Annotated in this window: 14 protein-coding genes; 9 read left to right on the top strand and 5 right to left on the bottom strand. The window is 72.6% G+C overall.

What is annotated here, in order from left to right:
* Nucleotides 1–7: 7 nt before the first annotated feature.
* Nucleotides 8–1,594 carry an amidohydrolase gene (locus tag OG906_RS23955; RefSeq protein ID WP_329445661.1) on the bottom strand — a complete coding sequence of 529 codons (1,587 nt, stop codon included), beginning with the start codon at nt 1,592–1,594 and terminating at the stop codon, nt 8–10.
* Nucleotides 1,516–3,066 carry an APC family permease gene (locus tag OG906_RS23950; protein ID WP_329445659.1) on the bottom strand — a complete coding sequence of 517 codons (1,551 nt, stop codon included), beginning with the start codon at nt 3,064–3,066 and terminating at the stop codon, nt 1,516–1,518. The genes OG906_RS23955 and OG906_RS23950 overlap by 79 nt, the downstream gene beginning before the upstream one ends.
* Nucleotides 3,067–3,186: 120 nt before the next feature.
* Between OG906_RS23950 and OG906_RS23945 the strand changes: the two genes are divergently transcribed.
* On the top strand, nt 3,187–3,810 hold the full coding sequence (locus tag OG906_RS23945) for a TetR/AcrR family transcriptional regulator (protein ID WP_329445657.1): 624 nt from the start codon (nt 3,187–3,189) through the stop codon (nt 3,808–3,810).
* 53 nt (nt 3,811–3,863) lie between these two features.
* Here the strand turns inward: OG906_RS23945 and OG906_RS23940 are convergent, their stop codons facing one another.
* Nucleotides 3,864–6,851: a bifunctional [glutamine synthetase] adenylyltransferase/[glutamine synthetase]-adenylyl-L-tyrosine phosphorylase gene (locus OG906_RS23940; protein ID WP_329445655.1), complete on the bottom strand. Its 2,988-nt coding sequence runs from the start codon at nt 6,849–6,851 to the stop codon at nt 3,864–3,866.
* Nucleotides 6,852–7,243: 392 nt separating this feature from the next.
* Between OG906_RS23940 and OG906_RS23935 the strand changes: the two genes are divergently transcribed.
* Complete coding sequence (locus OG906_RS23935) at nt 7,244–9,307, top strand: PIG-L family deacetylase (RefSeq protein ID WP_329445653.1); 2,064 nt, start codon at nt 7,244–7,246, stop codon at nt 9,305–9,307.
* 65 nt (nt 9,308–9,372) lie between these two features.
* Here OG906_RS23935 and OG906_RS23930 read toward each other — a convergent pair whose 3' ends face one another.
* On the bottom strand, nt 9,373–10,059 hold the full coding sequence (locus OG906_RS23930; RefSeq protein WP_443067412.1) for a histone deacetylase: 687 nt from the start codon (nt 10,057–10,059) through the stop codon (nt 9,373–9,375).
* A gap of 173 nt (nt 10,060–10,232) precedes the next feature.
* Between OG906_RS23930 and OG906_RS23925 the strand changes: the two genes are divergently transcribed.
* Entirely contained in the window at nt 10,233–10,565 is a 333-nt protein-coding gene (locus OG906_RS23925) for a hypothetical protein (RefSeq protein WP_329445651.1), read from the top strand.
* Nucleotides 10,566–10,805: 240 nt separating this feature from the next.
* Here the strand turns inward: OG906_RS23925 and glnA are convergent, their stop codons facing one another.
* Nucleotides 10,806–12,167 carry a type I glutamate--ammonia ligase gene (glnA, locus tag OG906_RS23920; protein ID WP_053682889.1) on the bottom strand — a complete coding sequence of 454 codons (1,362 nt, stop codon included), beginning with the start codon at nt 12,165–12,167 and terminating at the stop codon, nt 10,806–10,808.
* Between the two features lie 173 nt (nt 12,168–12,340).
* Between glnA and OG906_RS23915 the strand changes: the two genes are divergently transcribed.
* From OG906_RS23915 to OG906_RS23890, 6 genes are all read left to right on the top strand, one after another.
* Nucleotides 12,341–12,718, top strand: a complete 378-nt coding sequence (locus tag OG906_RS23915) for a hypothetical protein (protein WP_267798962.1) — start codon at nt 12,341–12,343, stop codon at nt 12,716–12,718.
* A 102-nt stretch (nt 12,719–12,820) separates the two neighbouring features.
* Entirely contained in the window at nt 12,821–13,474 is a 654-nt protein-coding gene (locus tag OG906_RS23910; RefSeq protein ID WP_267798961.1) for a DUF3105 domain-containing protein, read from the top strand.
* Nucleotides 13,471–14,202, top strand: coding sequence for a DUF305 domain-containing protein (locus tag OG906_RS23905; protein ID WP_329445647.1), 732 nt, complete (start codon nt 13,471–13,473; stop codon nt 14,200–14,202). The genes OG906_RS23910 and OG906_RS23905 overlap by 4 nt, the downstream gene beginning before the upstream one ends.
* Nucleotides 14,203–14,333: 131 nt before the next feature.
* Nucleotides 14,334–14,753 carry a CBS domain-containing protein gene (locus tag OG906_RS23900; RefSeq protein ID WP_053682883.1) on the top strand — a complete coding sequence of 140 codons (420 nt, stop codon included), beginning with the start codon at nt 14,334–14,336 and terminating at the stop codon, nt 14,751–14,753.
* A 155-nt stretch (nt 14,754–14,908) separates the two neighbouring features.
* Nucleotides 14,909–15,364 (top strand): helix-turn-helix transcriptional regulator, encoded by a 456-nt coding sequence (locus OG906_RS23895; RefSeq protein ID WP_329445644.1) that lies wholly within the window; start codon nt 14,909–14,911, stop codon nt 15,362–15,364.
* A gap of 10 nt (nt 15,365–15,374) precedes the next feature.
* Entirely contained in the window at nt 15,375–15,785 is a 411-nt protein-coding gene (locus OG906_RS23890; RefSeq protein ID WP_329445642.1) for a VOC family protein, read from the top strand.
* The last annotated feature ends 25 nt before the right edge of the window (nt 15,786–15,810 follow it).

Here is a 15,810-nt window from a genome sequence, read left to right as displayed (position 1 = left end):
CCGTGCCTCATCGGCCCGCGCGGTGCGTGATCCGGCCGCCCGACATCGTGAGCCGGATCGGTGCCTCGGCCACCTCGTTCGGCGCCGCGTCCACGGGGTCGAGGGTGAAGGCCGTCAGGTCCGCCCGGAAGCCGGCCGCGATGCGGCCCGCCACCTTCTCCTCGCCGGCCGCGAGCGCGGCGTGCGAGGTCATGCCCTCCAGTGCCATCAGCCCGGTGAGGGCGGCTCCCGTCGAGGCCGCACCGAGGGGGCTGCGGGCGGTCACCAGGACCTGGCGGGCGTCGTGGTGGGCGATGGGCCAGTCCGAGCCGAGGGCGAGCACCGCCCCGGCGTCGCGCAGGTCGCGGCAGCGCCAAGCGCGGTCCGCGCGGGCGTCCCCGAGTCGTTTGGACCACTCGTCGCTGTGGTCGGCCCGGGTGTACGCGGTGTGCGGCGGCTGCATCGAGGCGATCACCCCGAGTTCCGCGAACCGCTTCAGCTGGTCGTCGGGGACGGTCTCGATGTGCTCGATCCGGTGCCGTGCCCGGGCCTGCGGGCCCAGGTCCGCCACCGTGTCCAGGACGTGTCGGACGGCGGCGTCCCCGATGGCGTGGGTGGCGGTGCCGACGCCGGCGGCGTCGAGGGTGTGTACCGCGCGGGAGTAGGCGCGGGGGTCGGGCCAGAAGGCGTCCGTGCCCTGGCCGTGGCAGTCGGCGTGCTCCAGCCAGGCCGTTCCGCCCTCGACGGTGCCGTCCATGAAGAACTTCACGCCGCCGACCTGCCAGTGGCGGCCGCGCAGGAGTTGGAGTTCGACGAGTTCCTCCAGTTCGTCGGGGCCGGCGCCCGGCATGCACCAGGGGGACAGCCGCAGGCGCAGCGGCAGGTCGCCCTCGTACTCGACGGTGGAGAGCAGGGCCGGTACGTCCCCGTCGCCGAGGTCCATCACGTGGGCGCCGGTGAGTCCGCCGGCGGCCATCTCGGCGAGGAGGGCGAGGAGGCGGCCGCGGCGTTCGGCGGAGGAGGACTTGGGGACGAGGGCGCCGACGAGGTCCATCGCGGCGTGTTCGACGAGGTGGCCGGTGGGTCGGCCCTGCGCGTCGCAGACGATCTCGGAGCGCTGGGCGAAGGTGCGGGGCCCGGTGATGCCGGCGGCCCGCAGGGCCGCTTCGGAGGCGAGGGCGGAGTGTCCGTCGTACAGGCGCAGGAAGGCGGGGGCGCCGGCCAGGGCGCCCTCGACGAGGGAGCGGTCGACGGGGCGACCGCCGAAGGCGTTGTGGTCGAGGCCGTGGCCGACGATCCAGCCTCCGGGGCCGCGGTCGGCGGCGCGCAGGGCGGCGCGGAGCTGGTCGAGGTCCCGGACGGCGGAGAGGTCGGTCCCGGTGGCCATCTCGATGCCCCAGACGGGGTGGCTGTGGGAATCGGTGAGGCCGGGGGTGAGGGTGGCGCCGCCGAGGTCGATCACCTCGGTGGCGGGTCCGCGCCAGTCCCGTACGTCGCTCTCGTCGCCGACGGCGAGGATCTCGCCGTCGCGGACGGCTACCGCGCGGGCCTCGGGGCGGTCGGGGTCGAGGGTGCGGACGCGGGCTCCGGTGAGGACGGTGTCGGCAGCGGGCACGGCTCTTCTCCTTCGGGGTGTGCGCGGGTGGCGGGTTCTTCGGCGAAGCGGGCGTAGATCTCGGGGCGGCGCGTCTTCAGGCGACGGGCGAGGCCGAGTCCGCCGAGGAAGACGGCGGGTACGACGGCCACGAGGATCGTGTTGACGGTGGGCGAGGCCATGGTGAACAGGGCGACCTTGGAGGCGACCAGGTAGATCGCGGCGGTGAGCAGGACGGCCGCGACGACGGGCGCGATCAGGGTCCGCCAGGGGCCCTCGGCGTGGGCGACGCGGCGGAAGTAGACGGGTATGGCGATGGCGGCCAGCAGCATCAGTGCCATGAGGCCGATCATGCCGGGGGTGTTCACCCAGAGCAGCAACTGTTGGTACGGGTCGGCGCCGGCGAGGGCGAATCCGAGGACGATCACCGCGCCGAGGACGGTCTGGGCGACGCCGGCGACGTACGGGGAGCCGTGTCGGGGGTGGATCCTGCCGAGGGCGGCGGGCAGGACGCCTTCCTCGGCGAGGGCGAGGCCGTAGCGGTTGATGGCGTTGTGGAAGGCGAGGAGGGAGGCGATGACGCTGGTGACGATGAAGACGTGCATCAGGTCGACGGCCCACGGTCCGACGTAGGTGTCGATGGCGGCGAAGAAGAGGCCGCCGGGGTCGTCGGCGGCGGCCCGGACGACGGCGTCGGCGCCGAAGGCCTGGATGACGGTCCAGACGATGAAGGCGTAGAAGAGGCCGAGGAAGGCGACGGCGATGTAGGTGGCGCGCGGGATGGTCCGGTCGGGATCGCGGGCCTCGCGGCGGTAGATGACGGTGGACTCGAAGCCCGTGAAGGCGGCGAAGGCGAAGGCCAGGACGGCTGCGGTGCCGGGGACGAGGACCGCGCCGGGGGCGAAGGAGCCGGCGGACAGTCCGTGGGCGCCGCCCTTGAGGAGGACTCCGGCGGCGAGCAGGACGAGTATGCCGGTCTCGGCGACGAGCAGGACGCCGAGCAGTTTGGCGCCGAAGTCGATGGAGCGGAAGCCGCCGTACCAGATGAGGACGAGGCCGGCGAGGGAGACGGGCAGCCAGGGGACGTCCAGGCCCCAGAGGGCGTGGGCGGTGTCGGCGGTGGTGGTGCCGAGGAGGCCGTAGACGCCGATCTCCATGCCGTTGTAGCCGACGAGGGCGAGCAGGGCGGCGCCGATGCCGACGTGTGTGCCGAGGCCGCGGGTGATGTACGCGTAGAAGGCGCCGCCGCTGCGGACGTGGCGGCTCATGGTGGTGAAGCCGACGGCGAAGACGGCGAGGGTGAGGCCGGCGAGGAGGTATCCGGCGGGGGCGCCGATGCCGCCGAGCAGGATGGCGACGGGTGCGACGCCGGCCATGACAGTCAGCGGGGCGGCGGCCGAGACGACGAAGAAGGAGATGTCGGCGGTGCCGAGGGTGGCGCGACGCGGGGCCGGGGTGGTTCCGGCGGCAGGCGGTTGCGGCGTTGGGGGCATGCGGAGGCACCCTTCTGCGAACGGCGGGCGACGGTGAAGCAAAACCTAAAGGCTTTCGGTTTGCGGCAATGTAGCCTCCCGTTTTGGCATACGGGAAGACCTGACGGCGGGAGAAAATTGATGGCACGGCCGCGCACCCCCTTGCTCGACCGGGAGCGGATCGGCACGGTCGCGCTGCAACTGGTCGCGGAGCAGGGTGAGTTCAGCGTTCCGCAGATCGCCCGGGCGTTGGGGGTGCAGACCGCGTCGGTGTATCACCACGTGGACGGTCGGGCCGGGGTGGTGGAGCTGATCCGCGAGCGGGTCTGCGCGGCGATCGACGGCGGGACGCTGGAGGGCCGGCCGTGGGACCGGGCGCTGGAGGACTGGGCGCGGTCCTACCGGGCGGCCTTCGCCGCGTACCCGAGGGCGATCCCGCTGCTGATGACGACGCCGGTCCGGGCCCCGATGGTGCTGGCGCAGTACGAGCGGGCCGTCGCGCTGCTGCTGGCGGCGGGCTTCCCGGTGGAGCGGGTGATGCCGCTGTTGACCGGGCTGGAGAACCTGGTGCTGGGCTCGGCGCTGGACCTGGCGGCCCCGGAGGCCATGTGGGAGCCGACGCCGGGGACCCCGCTCCTGGCCGGGGAGCTGGCCGCGCACGGGGCGGGGGCCGGGGCGCCGGGGCGGGCGGACGCCGCCTTCGACCTGGGCCTGGCCGCGTTCCTGGCGTACGCCCGGGGTCTCCTGGCGGCCCCGGGCGCCTGACGGCCCCGCCCGCCGCGGCCGGGGGCGCAGCCGCGGCCGGGTCGGGGCCGGGGTCAGGCGCCGTAGAAGAGTTCGTCGACCACCGCGCGGGCGCGGCGGGTGATGCGACGGTAGTCCTCCAGCATGTCGCCGGCGGTGCCCTCGGCGTAGCCGAGGTAGCGGCCGACGGCGGCCAGTTCGCGCGCCTCGGACGGGAAGGTGTCCCCCGCCCGGCCGCGGACCAGCATCACGGCGTTGCGGACCCGGGTGGCGAGCACCCACGCCTCGTCGAGGATCTGCGCCTCCTCGGTGGGGATCAGCCCGGCCGCGTGGGCGGCGGCGAGGGCTTCCCGGGTGCGGGTGGTGCGCAGGCCGGGTTCGGCCCAGGCGTGGCGCATCTGCATCAGTTGGACGGTCCACTCGACGTCGCTGAGGCCGCCCCGGCCGAGTTTGGTGTGCAGGGTGGGGTCGGCTCCGCGCGGCAGCCGCTCGGACTCCATGCGGGCCTTGAGCCGGCGGATCTCCCGTACGGCGTCGTCGCCGAGGCCCTCCACGGGGTAGCGCAGGGGGTCGATCAGGTCGATGAAGCGCGAGCCGAGCTCCTGGTCGCCGGCGACCGTCGCGGCCCGCAGCAGGGCCTGGGACTCCCAGGTCAGCGACCAGCGGCGGTAGTAGGCGGCGTACGAGGGCAGGGTGCGCACCAGTGGACCGGAGCGGCCTTCGGGGCGCAGGTCGGCGTCGATGAGCAGCGGCGGGTCGGCGGACGGCAGCTGGAGGAGTCTGCGCATCTCGGAGACGACGGCCTGGGCGGCTTTCGCGGCGTCCTGTTCGTCGACGCCCTCGCGGGGTTCGTGGACGAACAGGACGTCGGCGTCGGAGCCGTAGGCGAGTTCGTGGCCGCCGAAGCGGCCGACGCCGATCACGGCGAACCGGGTGGGCAGGGTGTCGCCCCACTGCTCGCGCACGGCGGCGCGCAGGGCGCCCGCGATGGTGGCGGCGGTGAGGTCGGAGACGGCGGAGCCGACCCGGTCGACGAGGGCCCCGTGGTCCTCCTCGGCCGGGTTGTCCTCGGTGCCGTAGGAGCCGATGATGTCGCCGGCGGTGGTGCGGAACAGTTCGCGGCGGCGCACGCCGCGCGCCGCGGCGACGGCGGCCTCGGCGTTCTCGGCGCGGTTGACGGCGGCCAGCACCTCCTGTTCCAGGGCCTCGTGGGTACGGGGCTGGAGGCCTTCGGGGTCGCCGAGCAGGGCGACCGCCTCGGGGGCGCGCATCAGCAGGTCGGGGGCGAGCCGGCCGGCGGACAGGACGCGGGCGAGGTTCTCGGCGGCGGCGCCCTCGTCGCGGAGCAGGCGCAGGTACCAGGGGGTCTTGCCGAGGGCGTCGGAGACCTTGCGGAAGTTCAGCAGGCCCGCGTCGGGGTCGGCGGAGTCCGCGAACCAGCCGAGCATGACCGGGAGCAGGGTGCGTTGGATGGCGGCCTTGCGGCTGACGCCGGAGGCGAGGGCTTCGAGGTGGCGCAGGGCGGCGACGGGGTCGGCGTAGCCGAGGGCTTCGAGGCGCTGGCCGGCGGCGCGCGGGGAGAGCCGGGTCTCGCCGGGCGCGAGCTGGGCGACGGCGTCGAGGAGCGGCCGGTAGAAGATCTTCTCGTGCAGGCGGCGGACCACGGAGGCGTGCCGGCGCCAGGCCTTGTTGAGTTCGGCGACGGGTTCGGTGCGCAGGCCCATGGAGCGGCCGAGGCGGCGCAGGTCGTTCTCGTCTTCGGGGACGAGGTGGGTGCGGCGCAGCCGGTAGAGCTGGATGCGGTGTTCCATGGCGCGCAGGAAGCGGTACGCGTCGTGGAGCTGGGCGGCGTCGGCCCGGCCGACGTAGCCGCCGGCGGCGAGGGCGTGCAGGGCGTCGAGGGTGGTGCCGGAGTGCAGGGTGGCGTCGGTGCGGCCGTGTACGAGTTGGAGCAGCTGGACGGCGAACTCGACGTCGCGCAGGCCGCCCGGGCCGAGCTTGAGTTCGCGGTCGACCTGGGCGGCGGGGATGTTGTCGACGACGCGGCGGCGCATCTTCTGGACGTCGGGCACGAAGTTCTCGCGTTCGGCGGCCTGCCAGACGAGGGGGCTTATGGCGTCGATGTACTCGGCGCCGAGGGTTTCGTCGCCGGCGACGGCCCGGGCCTTGAGGAGGGCCTGGAACTCCCAGGTCTTGGCCCAGCGCTGGTAGTAGGCGAGGTGGGAGGCGAGGGTGCGGACCAGCGGACCGTTTCTGCCCTCGGGGCGCAGGTTCGCGTCGACGGGCCAGATGGTGCCCTCGACGGTGGTCTCGGAGCAGATCCGCATCAGGTGGGAGGCGAGGCGGGTGGCGGCCTGGACGGCCCGGCCCTCGTCCTCGCCGTCGGGGCTGTCCCCGACGAAGATCACGTCCACGTCGGACACGTAGTTGAGTTCGTTGCCTCCGCACTTGCCCATGGCGATGACGGCGAGTCTGCACCGGGCCGCGTCCTCGGGGGCGGCGGCGGAGGCGATGCGCAGGGCGGCGCGCAGGGTGGCGGTGGCGAGGTCGGCGAGTTCGGCGGCGACCTGCTGGACGTCGGTGGTGCCGCAGACGTCGCGGGCGGCGATGGAGAGCAGGCAGCGGCGGTAGGAGACGCGCAGTTGCACGGGGTCGTGGGCGTCGGCGAGTCCGCGCTCGAACTCGGCGAGTCCGGGGTGCAGGTCGGCCGCCTCGTAGGTGACCAGGGCCTGCCAGTCCTGCGGGTGGCGGGCGAGGTGGTCGCCGAGGGCCTCGGAGGCGCCGAGTACGCCGAGCAGTCGGTCGCGCAGCGGTTTGGCGCTGACGAGTGTGTCGAGGAGCACACGGAGTTCCTCGGGCCGTTGGGCCTCCGCGAGCCGGACGAGCCCGAGGAGGGCGAGGTCGGGGTCGGCGGTGGCGCCGAGGGCGTCGAGGAGCACGGGGTCGGCCCGTACGGCCGACAGGGCGTCCGCGTCGAGGAGTCGGGCGGCGCCCGAGGGGTCGGTGAACCCGCTGCGGAGCAGCCGGATGAAAGTGCTGCTCCTGCGTCCCGGGACTGTCATCCCGCCGCCTCCCGCGTGCGTCGCTGCCGGTGGCCCGGCCGGCTCTGGGGCGAGCCTAGCCGGAGCGGGCGTTCGGCTCACCGGGGCGCGGGGGGCGGCACCTCGGTACAGATGCGTCACATATGCGACACACACCCCGAGGCGTATTTGTCCGCTTATCTGATGATCCGTGGGGGTCTCTGAGTAGCCGCCGTCACACTGCATGCCCTCTACACGGTGGGGGCGACGTGCGACCACAAAATCGCACAAGGCACAATCATGCGGGGTCACTTCCGAAAAGCATGAGACGTCGGTCACTTCGGTGAACCAAGTTCGCCGTGTTGACCTCTCATTGATCGACCCGACTGCTCGGCGGATCTCCCTCCGCCCGGAACGAACCCAAGGCGTGACTGATGCGGACGACCCGTCGCCGATTGTTCCTCGCCGCGCTGCTCCCCGTGCTGACCATCGGCGCCACGGGCGCGCTGGCCGTGGCCACCGACCAGCAGACCTCCGCCGGCCAGACGGCGACGCCTCTCGTCCTCACGAGCAACACGGCCGGTTCGGTCGTCCAGATAGCCGCCCACCCCGACGACGACCTGTTCTTCATGAACCCGGACCTCAGTCGGTCCCTGCTCTCCGGTACCCCGCTCACCACCGTCTACCTCACCTCCGGCGAGGCCGACGGACGCAACCAGGCGCTCGGCGGCGCCGCCAAGGACCCTGCGCAGCCCGCCGACCGCGACCACTACGCCGAGGCCCGGCAGAACGGCATACGCGGCGCGTACGCGCAGATGGCCACCGGGGACCGCACGAGCCCCTGGAAGCGCACGGTCATACCCACCGCCGGCGGCGGTCACGCCGAGCTGGACGTCCTCGTCGCCATGCCCCGGGTCAACCTGGTGTGGATACAGATGCGCGAGGCCCGCCACGGGTCGAACCTGAACCCGCTCAGCCTGCACGGCCTGTGGAACGGGCAGATACCCGCGCTCGGTCCCCAACTGGCCTCCGGCAGCCCGGTCAAGCAGGCCTACACGTACACCAAGGACCAGCTCGTACAGACGATGGTCGGGGTACTGGAGCGGTACAAGCCGACGACGATACGCACGCTCGACCCGACGCCGGGCCGCAACGAGCGGACCGGCCGCTACACCGACCACCAGGACCACATGTACGCCGCGCGGTTCTCGCAGGCCGCGACCACCGCGTACGCCCGGCAGGTGACCGACCGCCCGCACTTCTCGGTGCAGAGCTACCTCGGGTACCTCAACGGCAGCCTCCCGCACGTGCTCGACCCCCAGACGGTCGACACCAAGGTCGGCTACCTGAAGACGTACGCCTGGCAGGACATGGAGAACTACTGCGGCAGCCCCTCGGGCTGCGGCGACCGCAAGGTGGCGGGCAGCCCCTACGGCTCCAACTGGGCCCAGTCCATGCGCTACGCCCGCGCCGACAGCGCCTCCTGGATGGTCGAGGGCACGCCGGGCACCGTGTACGCCTTCGCCCCGCTGGACGGCCAGATGGCCGTCTGGACCCGCGACGGCGCCGGCGTCTGGGCGGGCCCCGCGCTCCTCCCCGGCACCGGCATCGACCCGGGGGCGAGCACCGCCCGGCTCGCCGACGGCCGCGTCGCCGTCTTCGGCACCCGCACCGTCCTCGGCCCCGCCCCCGCGGACTACCGGCGCGAGATCGTGTACGCCGTCCAGTCCGCGCCGGGCGGCCCGTTCGGGGACTGGCACTCGCTCGGCACCCCCGAGACGAACGACGAGTCCGGCACCTCGTCGATCAGCTCCCCCATGGCGAGCTTCGACGCGGACGGCCGACTGACCGTGTACGTCCGTGACGCGCGCCACACCCTGCGGTCCCGCACCGAGCAGCCGTCCGGCACCTTCACCGCCTGGCAGCGGCTCGGCGGCCAGGACCTCCAGGGCGACCCGGTCACGGCGGTGGACTCGGAGGGACGGCGCCACGTGTACGCGTCGACCCGGCGCACCGTCCTGGGGTGGATCCAGCCCGCCCCGGGCGCGCCGCTGCGCGGACCCTTCCCGACGAACCTCCCCCCGACCACGATCCCCCTCACCGCCACCCCCGACGCTGCGGGCGTACGCCTCTACTTCCGCCGCCCCGACTCGGGCGTGGTGCGCAGCGCCCTGGTCACGGCGGGCCCCGACAAGCCGACGGTGTCCGCCGTCACCGAGGCGGGCGGGCGGGCCGGTTACGGTGCGGTCGGTGTCGCGGGCCGGGTCCTGACGGGCCGCGCGGACACCGGCACGGTCAGCACGACCACGCTGGGCGGGCCGCCGGCGTGGAAGGAGTCCAAGATGCTCTACGCGGGCGCCCCGTCGGGCCTCCTCGACGCCTCGGGCGGCGCGACGACGGCGGTCCTGGGCCTGGACGCCGAACTCCACGTCACCACCACCCCGGCCGCCGGCATCGTCCGCCCGCTCTGGCACATGGCGGTCGCCCGCACCCCGTGACGCACCGGGGCCGGGGTCGGGGTCGGGACCCGAGTCCCCGACGCCGGAGAACCGGTCGGCGGTCGTCAGCGGTCGGTGGCCGGGGATCCACAGCCGGCGGTCAGCAGTTCCAGGATGCGCGCCGGGGTCCAGTGGCCGGCCGCTCCCGAACGGGCCGCGAGGTAGTCGGCGATGTCCCGCTCCTGCCACGGCCCCGACTCCAGGAGACCGCCGGCCAGGTACCGCAGATAGGCGGCCGACGGCGGCACGGGCTCGACGTCGGCGACGGCCCACGGCGCGGTGAACGTCAGGACCGGGATCCCTTCGACGGCGCCGGGACAGATCAGCGTCTCGTACCGCCCGGGCCCCACCGCGTGCCGCCCCGCACGCAACACCGGCGCCAGGTCCAGGTCGGCTCCGGGCGTCCCGTACATCTCCTGCGCCGCGATGTCGGAGAGTTGGCCCACCGTGACCAGGTGCGCGCGGGCCCGCATCCGGCCGGGCGCCGTCGGATCGTGGAAGCCCCGCCCGCCCGTCCACACCGCCGACTCGGTCGCGAAGTACAGGCATCCGGGGAGTTCCAACGCGATCGACCGTTCCGGGGCCCGGTGGTCCCGACAGCCCGGGTAGGTCCGCGTCGCCCCGGGCGGCCGCCCCCCGGCGAGGTAGGCGCTGAGGCGGTCCATGTGCATGTTGGAGCCGTAGGACGCGTACCAGACCCGTACGGGAGCACGCGCCCCCACCCCGAGCGGATCCACCGCGTGCACACTCACGCCCCCATCCTCCCCCACCCCGGCGGGGCCCGGGACGCGTGGCGTGGGGGGACCGTGCTGCAACCGGCTGAAATATGCCAATGGCATGCGCGGGTGGGACGGGCTCTCGGGAAGACATCCGAAGTCACCATCCCGAGCGGTCCGACGCCCGCCCCACACCACGAGGAGGCCCCATGCCGGTACCCAAGGTAGGACCGAAGGAGGACACCGAGTTCTTCGAGGAGGTCGAGGCGCTGTTCAAGAAGCACGCCGAGGTCTCGAAGAAGTACTCCGTTCGCTACATCGGAGCCGAAGTCGAGTCGCTGAAGCTCGACTTCACGAAGACGGTCGCCGTCTCCCGCCTTGAGGGCAAGCAGCTCATCACCGACTTCGTCGACCGCGCCACCGTCATCAAGGACAAGTCCGGGGGCGGGAGCGACGAGGAGGAGATGCTGGAGGCCAACCGGTTCTGCTGCGAATGGGTGCACACGGGGACCCGGATGAGGTGCGTGAAGATCTGCTCCTGAGAGGGCCGCCGGCGCCCTCCCTGCTGCCCGTCCACCCGCCCTCCGAGCCGGTGGTCATCGGCCACCGTGGGCGGGTGGATCGGCCCGTTCGTCGGCGGGCTCGCACCCGCCTCCGCTTCAATGTCCGTCATGAAACTCCGAGAGAAGTGCCCGGGGTCGTGAGAGACGACTTCGGGGCCGGTGGTCGTCGACCACCGGCCCCGAGGGTCGGACGCGTTCGGCAGTGCAGCCGACCCCCGCCTACAACACCGGCATCATCTTGCGGAGTTCGAAGGCGGTGACCTCGCTCCGGTACTCCTCCCACTCCTGCTTCTTGTTGCGCAGGAAGAAGTCGAAGACGTGCTCGCCCAGGGTTTCCGCGACCAGTTCGCTGCGTTCCATCAGGGAGATCGCCTCGCCGAGGTTCTGCGGGAGGGGTTCGATGCCCATGGCACGGCGTTCGGCGTCGGAGAGGGCCCAGACGTCGTCGTCGGCGCCCGCCGGGAGTTCGTAGCCCTCCTCGATGCCCTTGAGGCCGGCCGCGAGGAGTACGGCGTACGTCAGGTACGGGTTGGCACCGGAGTCGATCGAGCGGACCTCGACGCGCGAGGAGCCCGTCTTGCCCGGCTTGTACATGGGGACGCGGATCAGGGCGGAGCGGTTGTTGTGGCCCCAGCAGATGTACGAGGGGGCCTCGCCACCGGAGCCGGCGGTGCGGGAGGAGCCGCCCCAGATGCGCTTGTAGGAGTTGACCCACTGGTTGGTGACGGCGGCGGTCTCGGCCGCGTGGCGCAGCAGGCCCGCGATGAAGGAGCGGCCGACCTTGGAGAGTTGGTACTCGGCGCCCGACTCGTAGAAGGCGTTGCGGTCGCCTTCGAACAGCGAGAGGTGGGTGTGCATGCCCGAGCCCGGGTACTCCGAGAAGGGCTTGGGCATGAAGGTGGCCTGGACGCCCTGCTCCAGCGCGACCTGCTTCATGACCAGGCGGAACGTCATGATGTTGTCGGCCGTGGAGAGCGCGTCGGCGTAGCGGAGGTCGATCTCCTGCTGGCCGGGGGCGCCCTCGTGGTGGCTGAACTCGACGGAGATGCCCATCGATTCGAGCATGGTGATGGCCTGCCGGCGGAAGTCCATGCCGACGTTCTGCGGGGTGTGGTCGAAGTAGCCGGAGTTGTCCGCCGGGACGGGGCGGGTGCCGTCCAGCGGCTTGTCCTTCAGCAGGAAGAACTCGATCTCCGGGTGGGTGTAGAAGGTGAAGCCCAGGTCGGAGGTCTTGTTCAGGATGCGCTTGAGGACGTACCGGGGGTCGGCGTACGACGGGGACCCGTCCGGCATGAGGATGTCGCAGAACATCCTCGCGGTCCCGGGTGCCTCGGCGCGCCACGGCAGTATCTGGAACGTGCTCGGGTCCGGCTTGGCGATCATGTCGGACTCGTAGACCCGGGCGAAGCCCTCGATCGCGGAGCCGTCGAAGCCGATGCCCTCGTCGAAGGCCTGCTCCAGTTCCGCCGGCGCGACCGCCACGGATTTGAGGAATCCCAGTACGTCGGTGAACCACAGGCGCACGAAGCGGATGTCGCGCTCCTCAAGCGTCCGGAGGACGAATTCCTGCTGCTTGTCCATGCCTTCATCCTCGCAGTTCAGACGGCCTGTGCACCACCTCCCCCGGAGGGGGGAGCACAGTCGGGCCGGTCCAGTATCACCACCCGTGGTTTCCGCCACATTACGCACCCCGGAAAGCTCGTGGCACCCCCGCACTGACCTCGGAGCGGTCATGAGCATTACCATCTGCGCCCATGGGGGGCTGGAAGCACGGGAAACGCGGGGGCCACGGCGCCCCCGCCGTTCGGCGTGCCGTCCTGCTGCTCGCGTTCGGGGTGCTGTGCGGCGCCGTGTTCCTCTGCGCGCGGGCCGGCGCGGGACACGCCCGGCCCGCGGCCCACGACGCGCCGGGCGCGCCGCACGCCGTCTGCGTGGCCCCGTACGAGCTTCCGGGCTGTGCCCCGCACTCCCACGTGACCCCGGCGGTGCTGCCCGCGCCGCCGCCCGCCGTGACCGTGTCGCAGGCGGGGTCGGCGGCCGTCGCGGACCTCGTGTACGCCGGTCCGATCCGCCCGCCCGGGACCTTGGCGCGCGCCCCCGACCTGCACGTTCTCCAGGTACTGCGGACCTGACCGGTCCGGCGCCGAGCAGCGCGGCACCCCGTCGGGCGCCCGAGCGGCGCGGCACGACGGACATCTCCTCCCCACCCCCCTCAGCAGAAGGAACCAGGGCACATGGCCAGCAGTACCTCCCCGGACAAGAACGACCGCCAGGCGCGCATAGCCGAGATGCGCCGGGCGGACAAGGCGCGCGACCGGCGCAACAAGATCATCGCGATCACGGCCTCCACGGCCGTCGTGGCGGCGCTCGTGGGCTTCGGCTCGTGGGTGCTGCTCGGCCAGAAGCAGAAGGAGAAGGACGCCGTCGCGGCCCGCAAGGCGCCGGTGAGCGGCGAGCAGACCTGGGACGCCAAGAAGCTGGGTCGCAACCACGTCGAGACGGTCGTGAAGTACGAGATGAACCCGCCGGTCGGCGGCGACCACCACCCCCGCTGGACGAACTGCGACGGCGACGTCTACGCGAACCCGTTGCCGCAGGTGAACGCCGTCCACTCGCTGGAGCACGGCGCCGTCTGGGTGACGTACAACGAGAAGGCCGCCAAGGCCGACGTGGACACGCTCGCCGCGAAGGTCGGCAAGACCCCGTACACGATGATGAGCCCGGTCAAGGAGCAGGCCGGCGCCATCATGCTCAGCGCGTGGGGCAAGCAGCTGACCGTGGAGAAGGCGGACGACCCGCGGGTGGCTCAGTTCTTCACCAAGTACGTGCAGGGCCCGCAGACCCCCGAACCGGGCGCGGCCTGCACCAACGGACTGGCCGACAAGTGACCCGCGCGAACGGCGCGCACCGGACGTACTGGGTGTCCGGTGCGGCCGTCGTCCTCGCCGCGCTGTTCGCGGTGGGCGCCACGGTGGCCACCGCGAGCGGCGGCGACGACCGCGACGGCGGTACGTCCTCCCGTGCGCCGGCGCTGTACTCGCCGGACGCGGGCTTCGCCCGGGACATGTCGGTGCACCACCAGCAGGCGGTGGAGATGTCCTTCATCGTCCGCGACCGCACCGAGGACGAGGCGGTGCGCAGCCTCGCCTACGACATCGCCAACACGCAGGCCAACCAGCGCGGGATGATGCTGGGTTGGTTGGACCTGTGGGGGCTGCCGAAGGTGCTCGCGGACGAGCCGCCGATGTCCTGGATGGGCACCGAGGGATCGGGCGACGGGCACGGCGGCACGGCCGGCCACGGCACGGACGGCGGCCACGCCATGGGCGGTCACGCCATGGGCGCGACCAAGCCCGGCGCGCTGATGCCCGGCATGGCCACCAAGGAGGAGCTGACGAGGCTCGGGTCGGTCGAGGGCCGTGACGCGGAGGTGCTGTACCTCCAGCTGATGACCGATCACCACAAGGGCGGCGTCGCCATGGCCCGGGGCTGCGCCGCCCTGTGCGAGACCCCGGCGGAGCGGAAGCTCGCCGAGGGCATGGTGGAGGCGCAGCAGTCGGAGCTGACGCTGATGGCGGACATGTTGAAGCAGCGCGGGGCCGCGCCGCGCGGCTGACGGGACACGCTCGTACGGTGGGGGGAGGCGACCTCTCACCCCGTACGGGCGTGCTCCGCCGTTCGGGCGAGGCCGCCGGGGTGGGCGCTTCCGCGCCCGCCTCGTGACGGCGCGCTCAGGAGGTTGACGCGATGACCACCGCCGGCGAGATCATGCACCCCGGGGCCCAGTGGATCCCCGCCACCGAGACCCTGGACCGGGCCGCTCAGTTGATGGCACGGCTCAATGTGGGCGCCCTGCCCATCAGCGACACCGAGGAACGGCTCTGCGGCATCCTGACCGACCGCGACATCGTGGTGGGCTGTGTCGCCAAGGGCCACGACCCGTCGAAGATCACGTGCGGGGACCTGGCGCAGGGCACTCCGCGCTGGATCGACGCGGGCGCGGACGTCTCCGAGGTGCTGGAGGAGATGCAGAGCCACCAGATCAAGCGGCTTCCCGTGATCCGGGAGAAGAAGCTGGTCGGCATGATCAGCGAGGCCGATCTGGCGAAGCACCTCTCCGACGAGCAGATCGCGACCTGGGCCGAGCGGGTCTACGCGGGCCGGTAGCGGCGGCCCGGCGGCGCCCGCCCCCGACGCGGGCCACCCGGCGGCGGGGGCCGGGCCGCCCCCGGCGCCCCGCGCGCGGCCCCTCCAACGACGGCCCCGCGGCCCGTCCTCGCAGGTCAGGTCGGCTCCCGGAGGGCCGGTGTACTGTCGATTTCATGGACGCCCAGGATCTCGCCAATCTCGCGCACCTGCGCCGGGCACGGGATCTGATCGACCGGGAGTACGCCCGTCCCCTCGACGTGCCGACGATGGCCCGCCACGCGCTCATGTCGCCGGCGCATTTCTCGCGCCGGTTCCGCGCGGCGTACGGCGAAACGCCCTACAGCTACCTGATGACCCGCCGCATCGAGCGCGCGATGGCGCTGCTGCGCGCGGGGGCGAGCGTCACGGACGCGTGCATGGAGGTCGGCTGTACCTCGCTCGGCTCCTTCAGTTCGCGGTTCACCGAGCTGGTGGGCGAGACCCCGAGCGCGTACCGCGCCAGGAAGCACGAGGCCGTCGCGGCGATGCCCGCGTGCCTGGCGAAACTGACGACCAGGCCGACCCGTGACCTGCCGACCCGGGACCTGCCGAGCAGGAACGGAGAAGCGGTTCGCGACCCGGCGCCCTAGCGTGGAACGCATGACCATCTCACTCCAGTACTGCCACATCACCGTCAACGACGTGGACGAGGCGCTCGCGTTCTACCGCGACGCCCTCGGCCTGAGGTCGCGCAACGACGTCGCCTCGGGCGGGTTCCGCTGGGTCACCCTCGGCAGCGATGACCAGCCGGACCTGGAAATCGTGCTCTCGGAACCGCACGCGGGCCGCTCGCAAACCGACGGGGACGCCCTCCAGGAGCTGCTCACCAAGGGGCTCCTGCCGATGACCGTCTTCCGCGCCGGAGACCTCGACGCGACCTTCGAGAAGCTGCGGGCGTCCGGCGCCGAGGTGCTCCAGGAGCCCATCGACCAGCCCTGGGGCCCGCGCGACTGCGCCTTCCGGGACCCCTCGGGGAACATGGTGCGGATCTCGCAGGCCCCCAAGGCGTAAGCGCCGGGCCGGGCCGCGCCGGGGC

This window comes from Streptomyces sp. NBC_01426 (assembly GCF_036231985.1).
Classification (GTDB): Bacteria; Actinomycetota; Actinomycetes; order Streptomycetales; family Streptomycetaceae; genus Streptomyces.
This window is presented reverse-complemented; position numbering and strand designations above follow the sequence as displayed.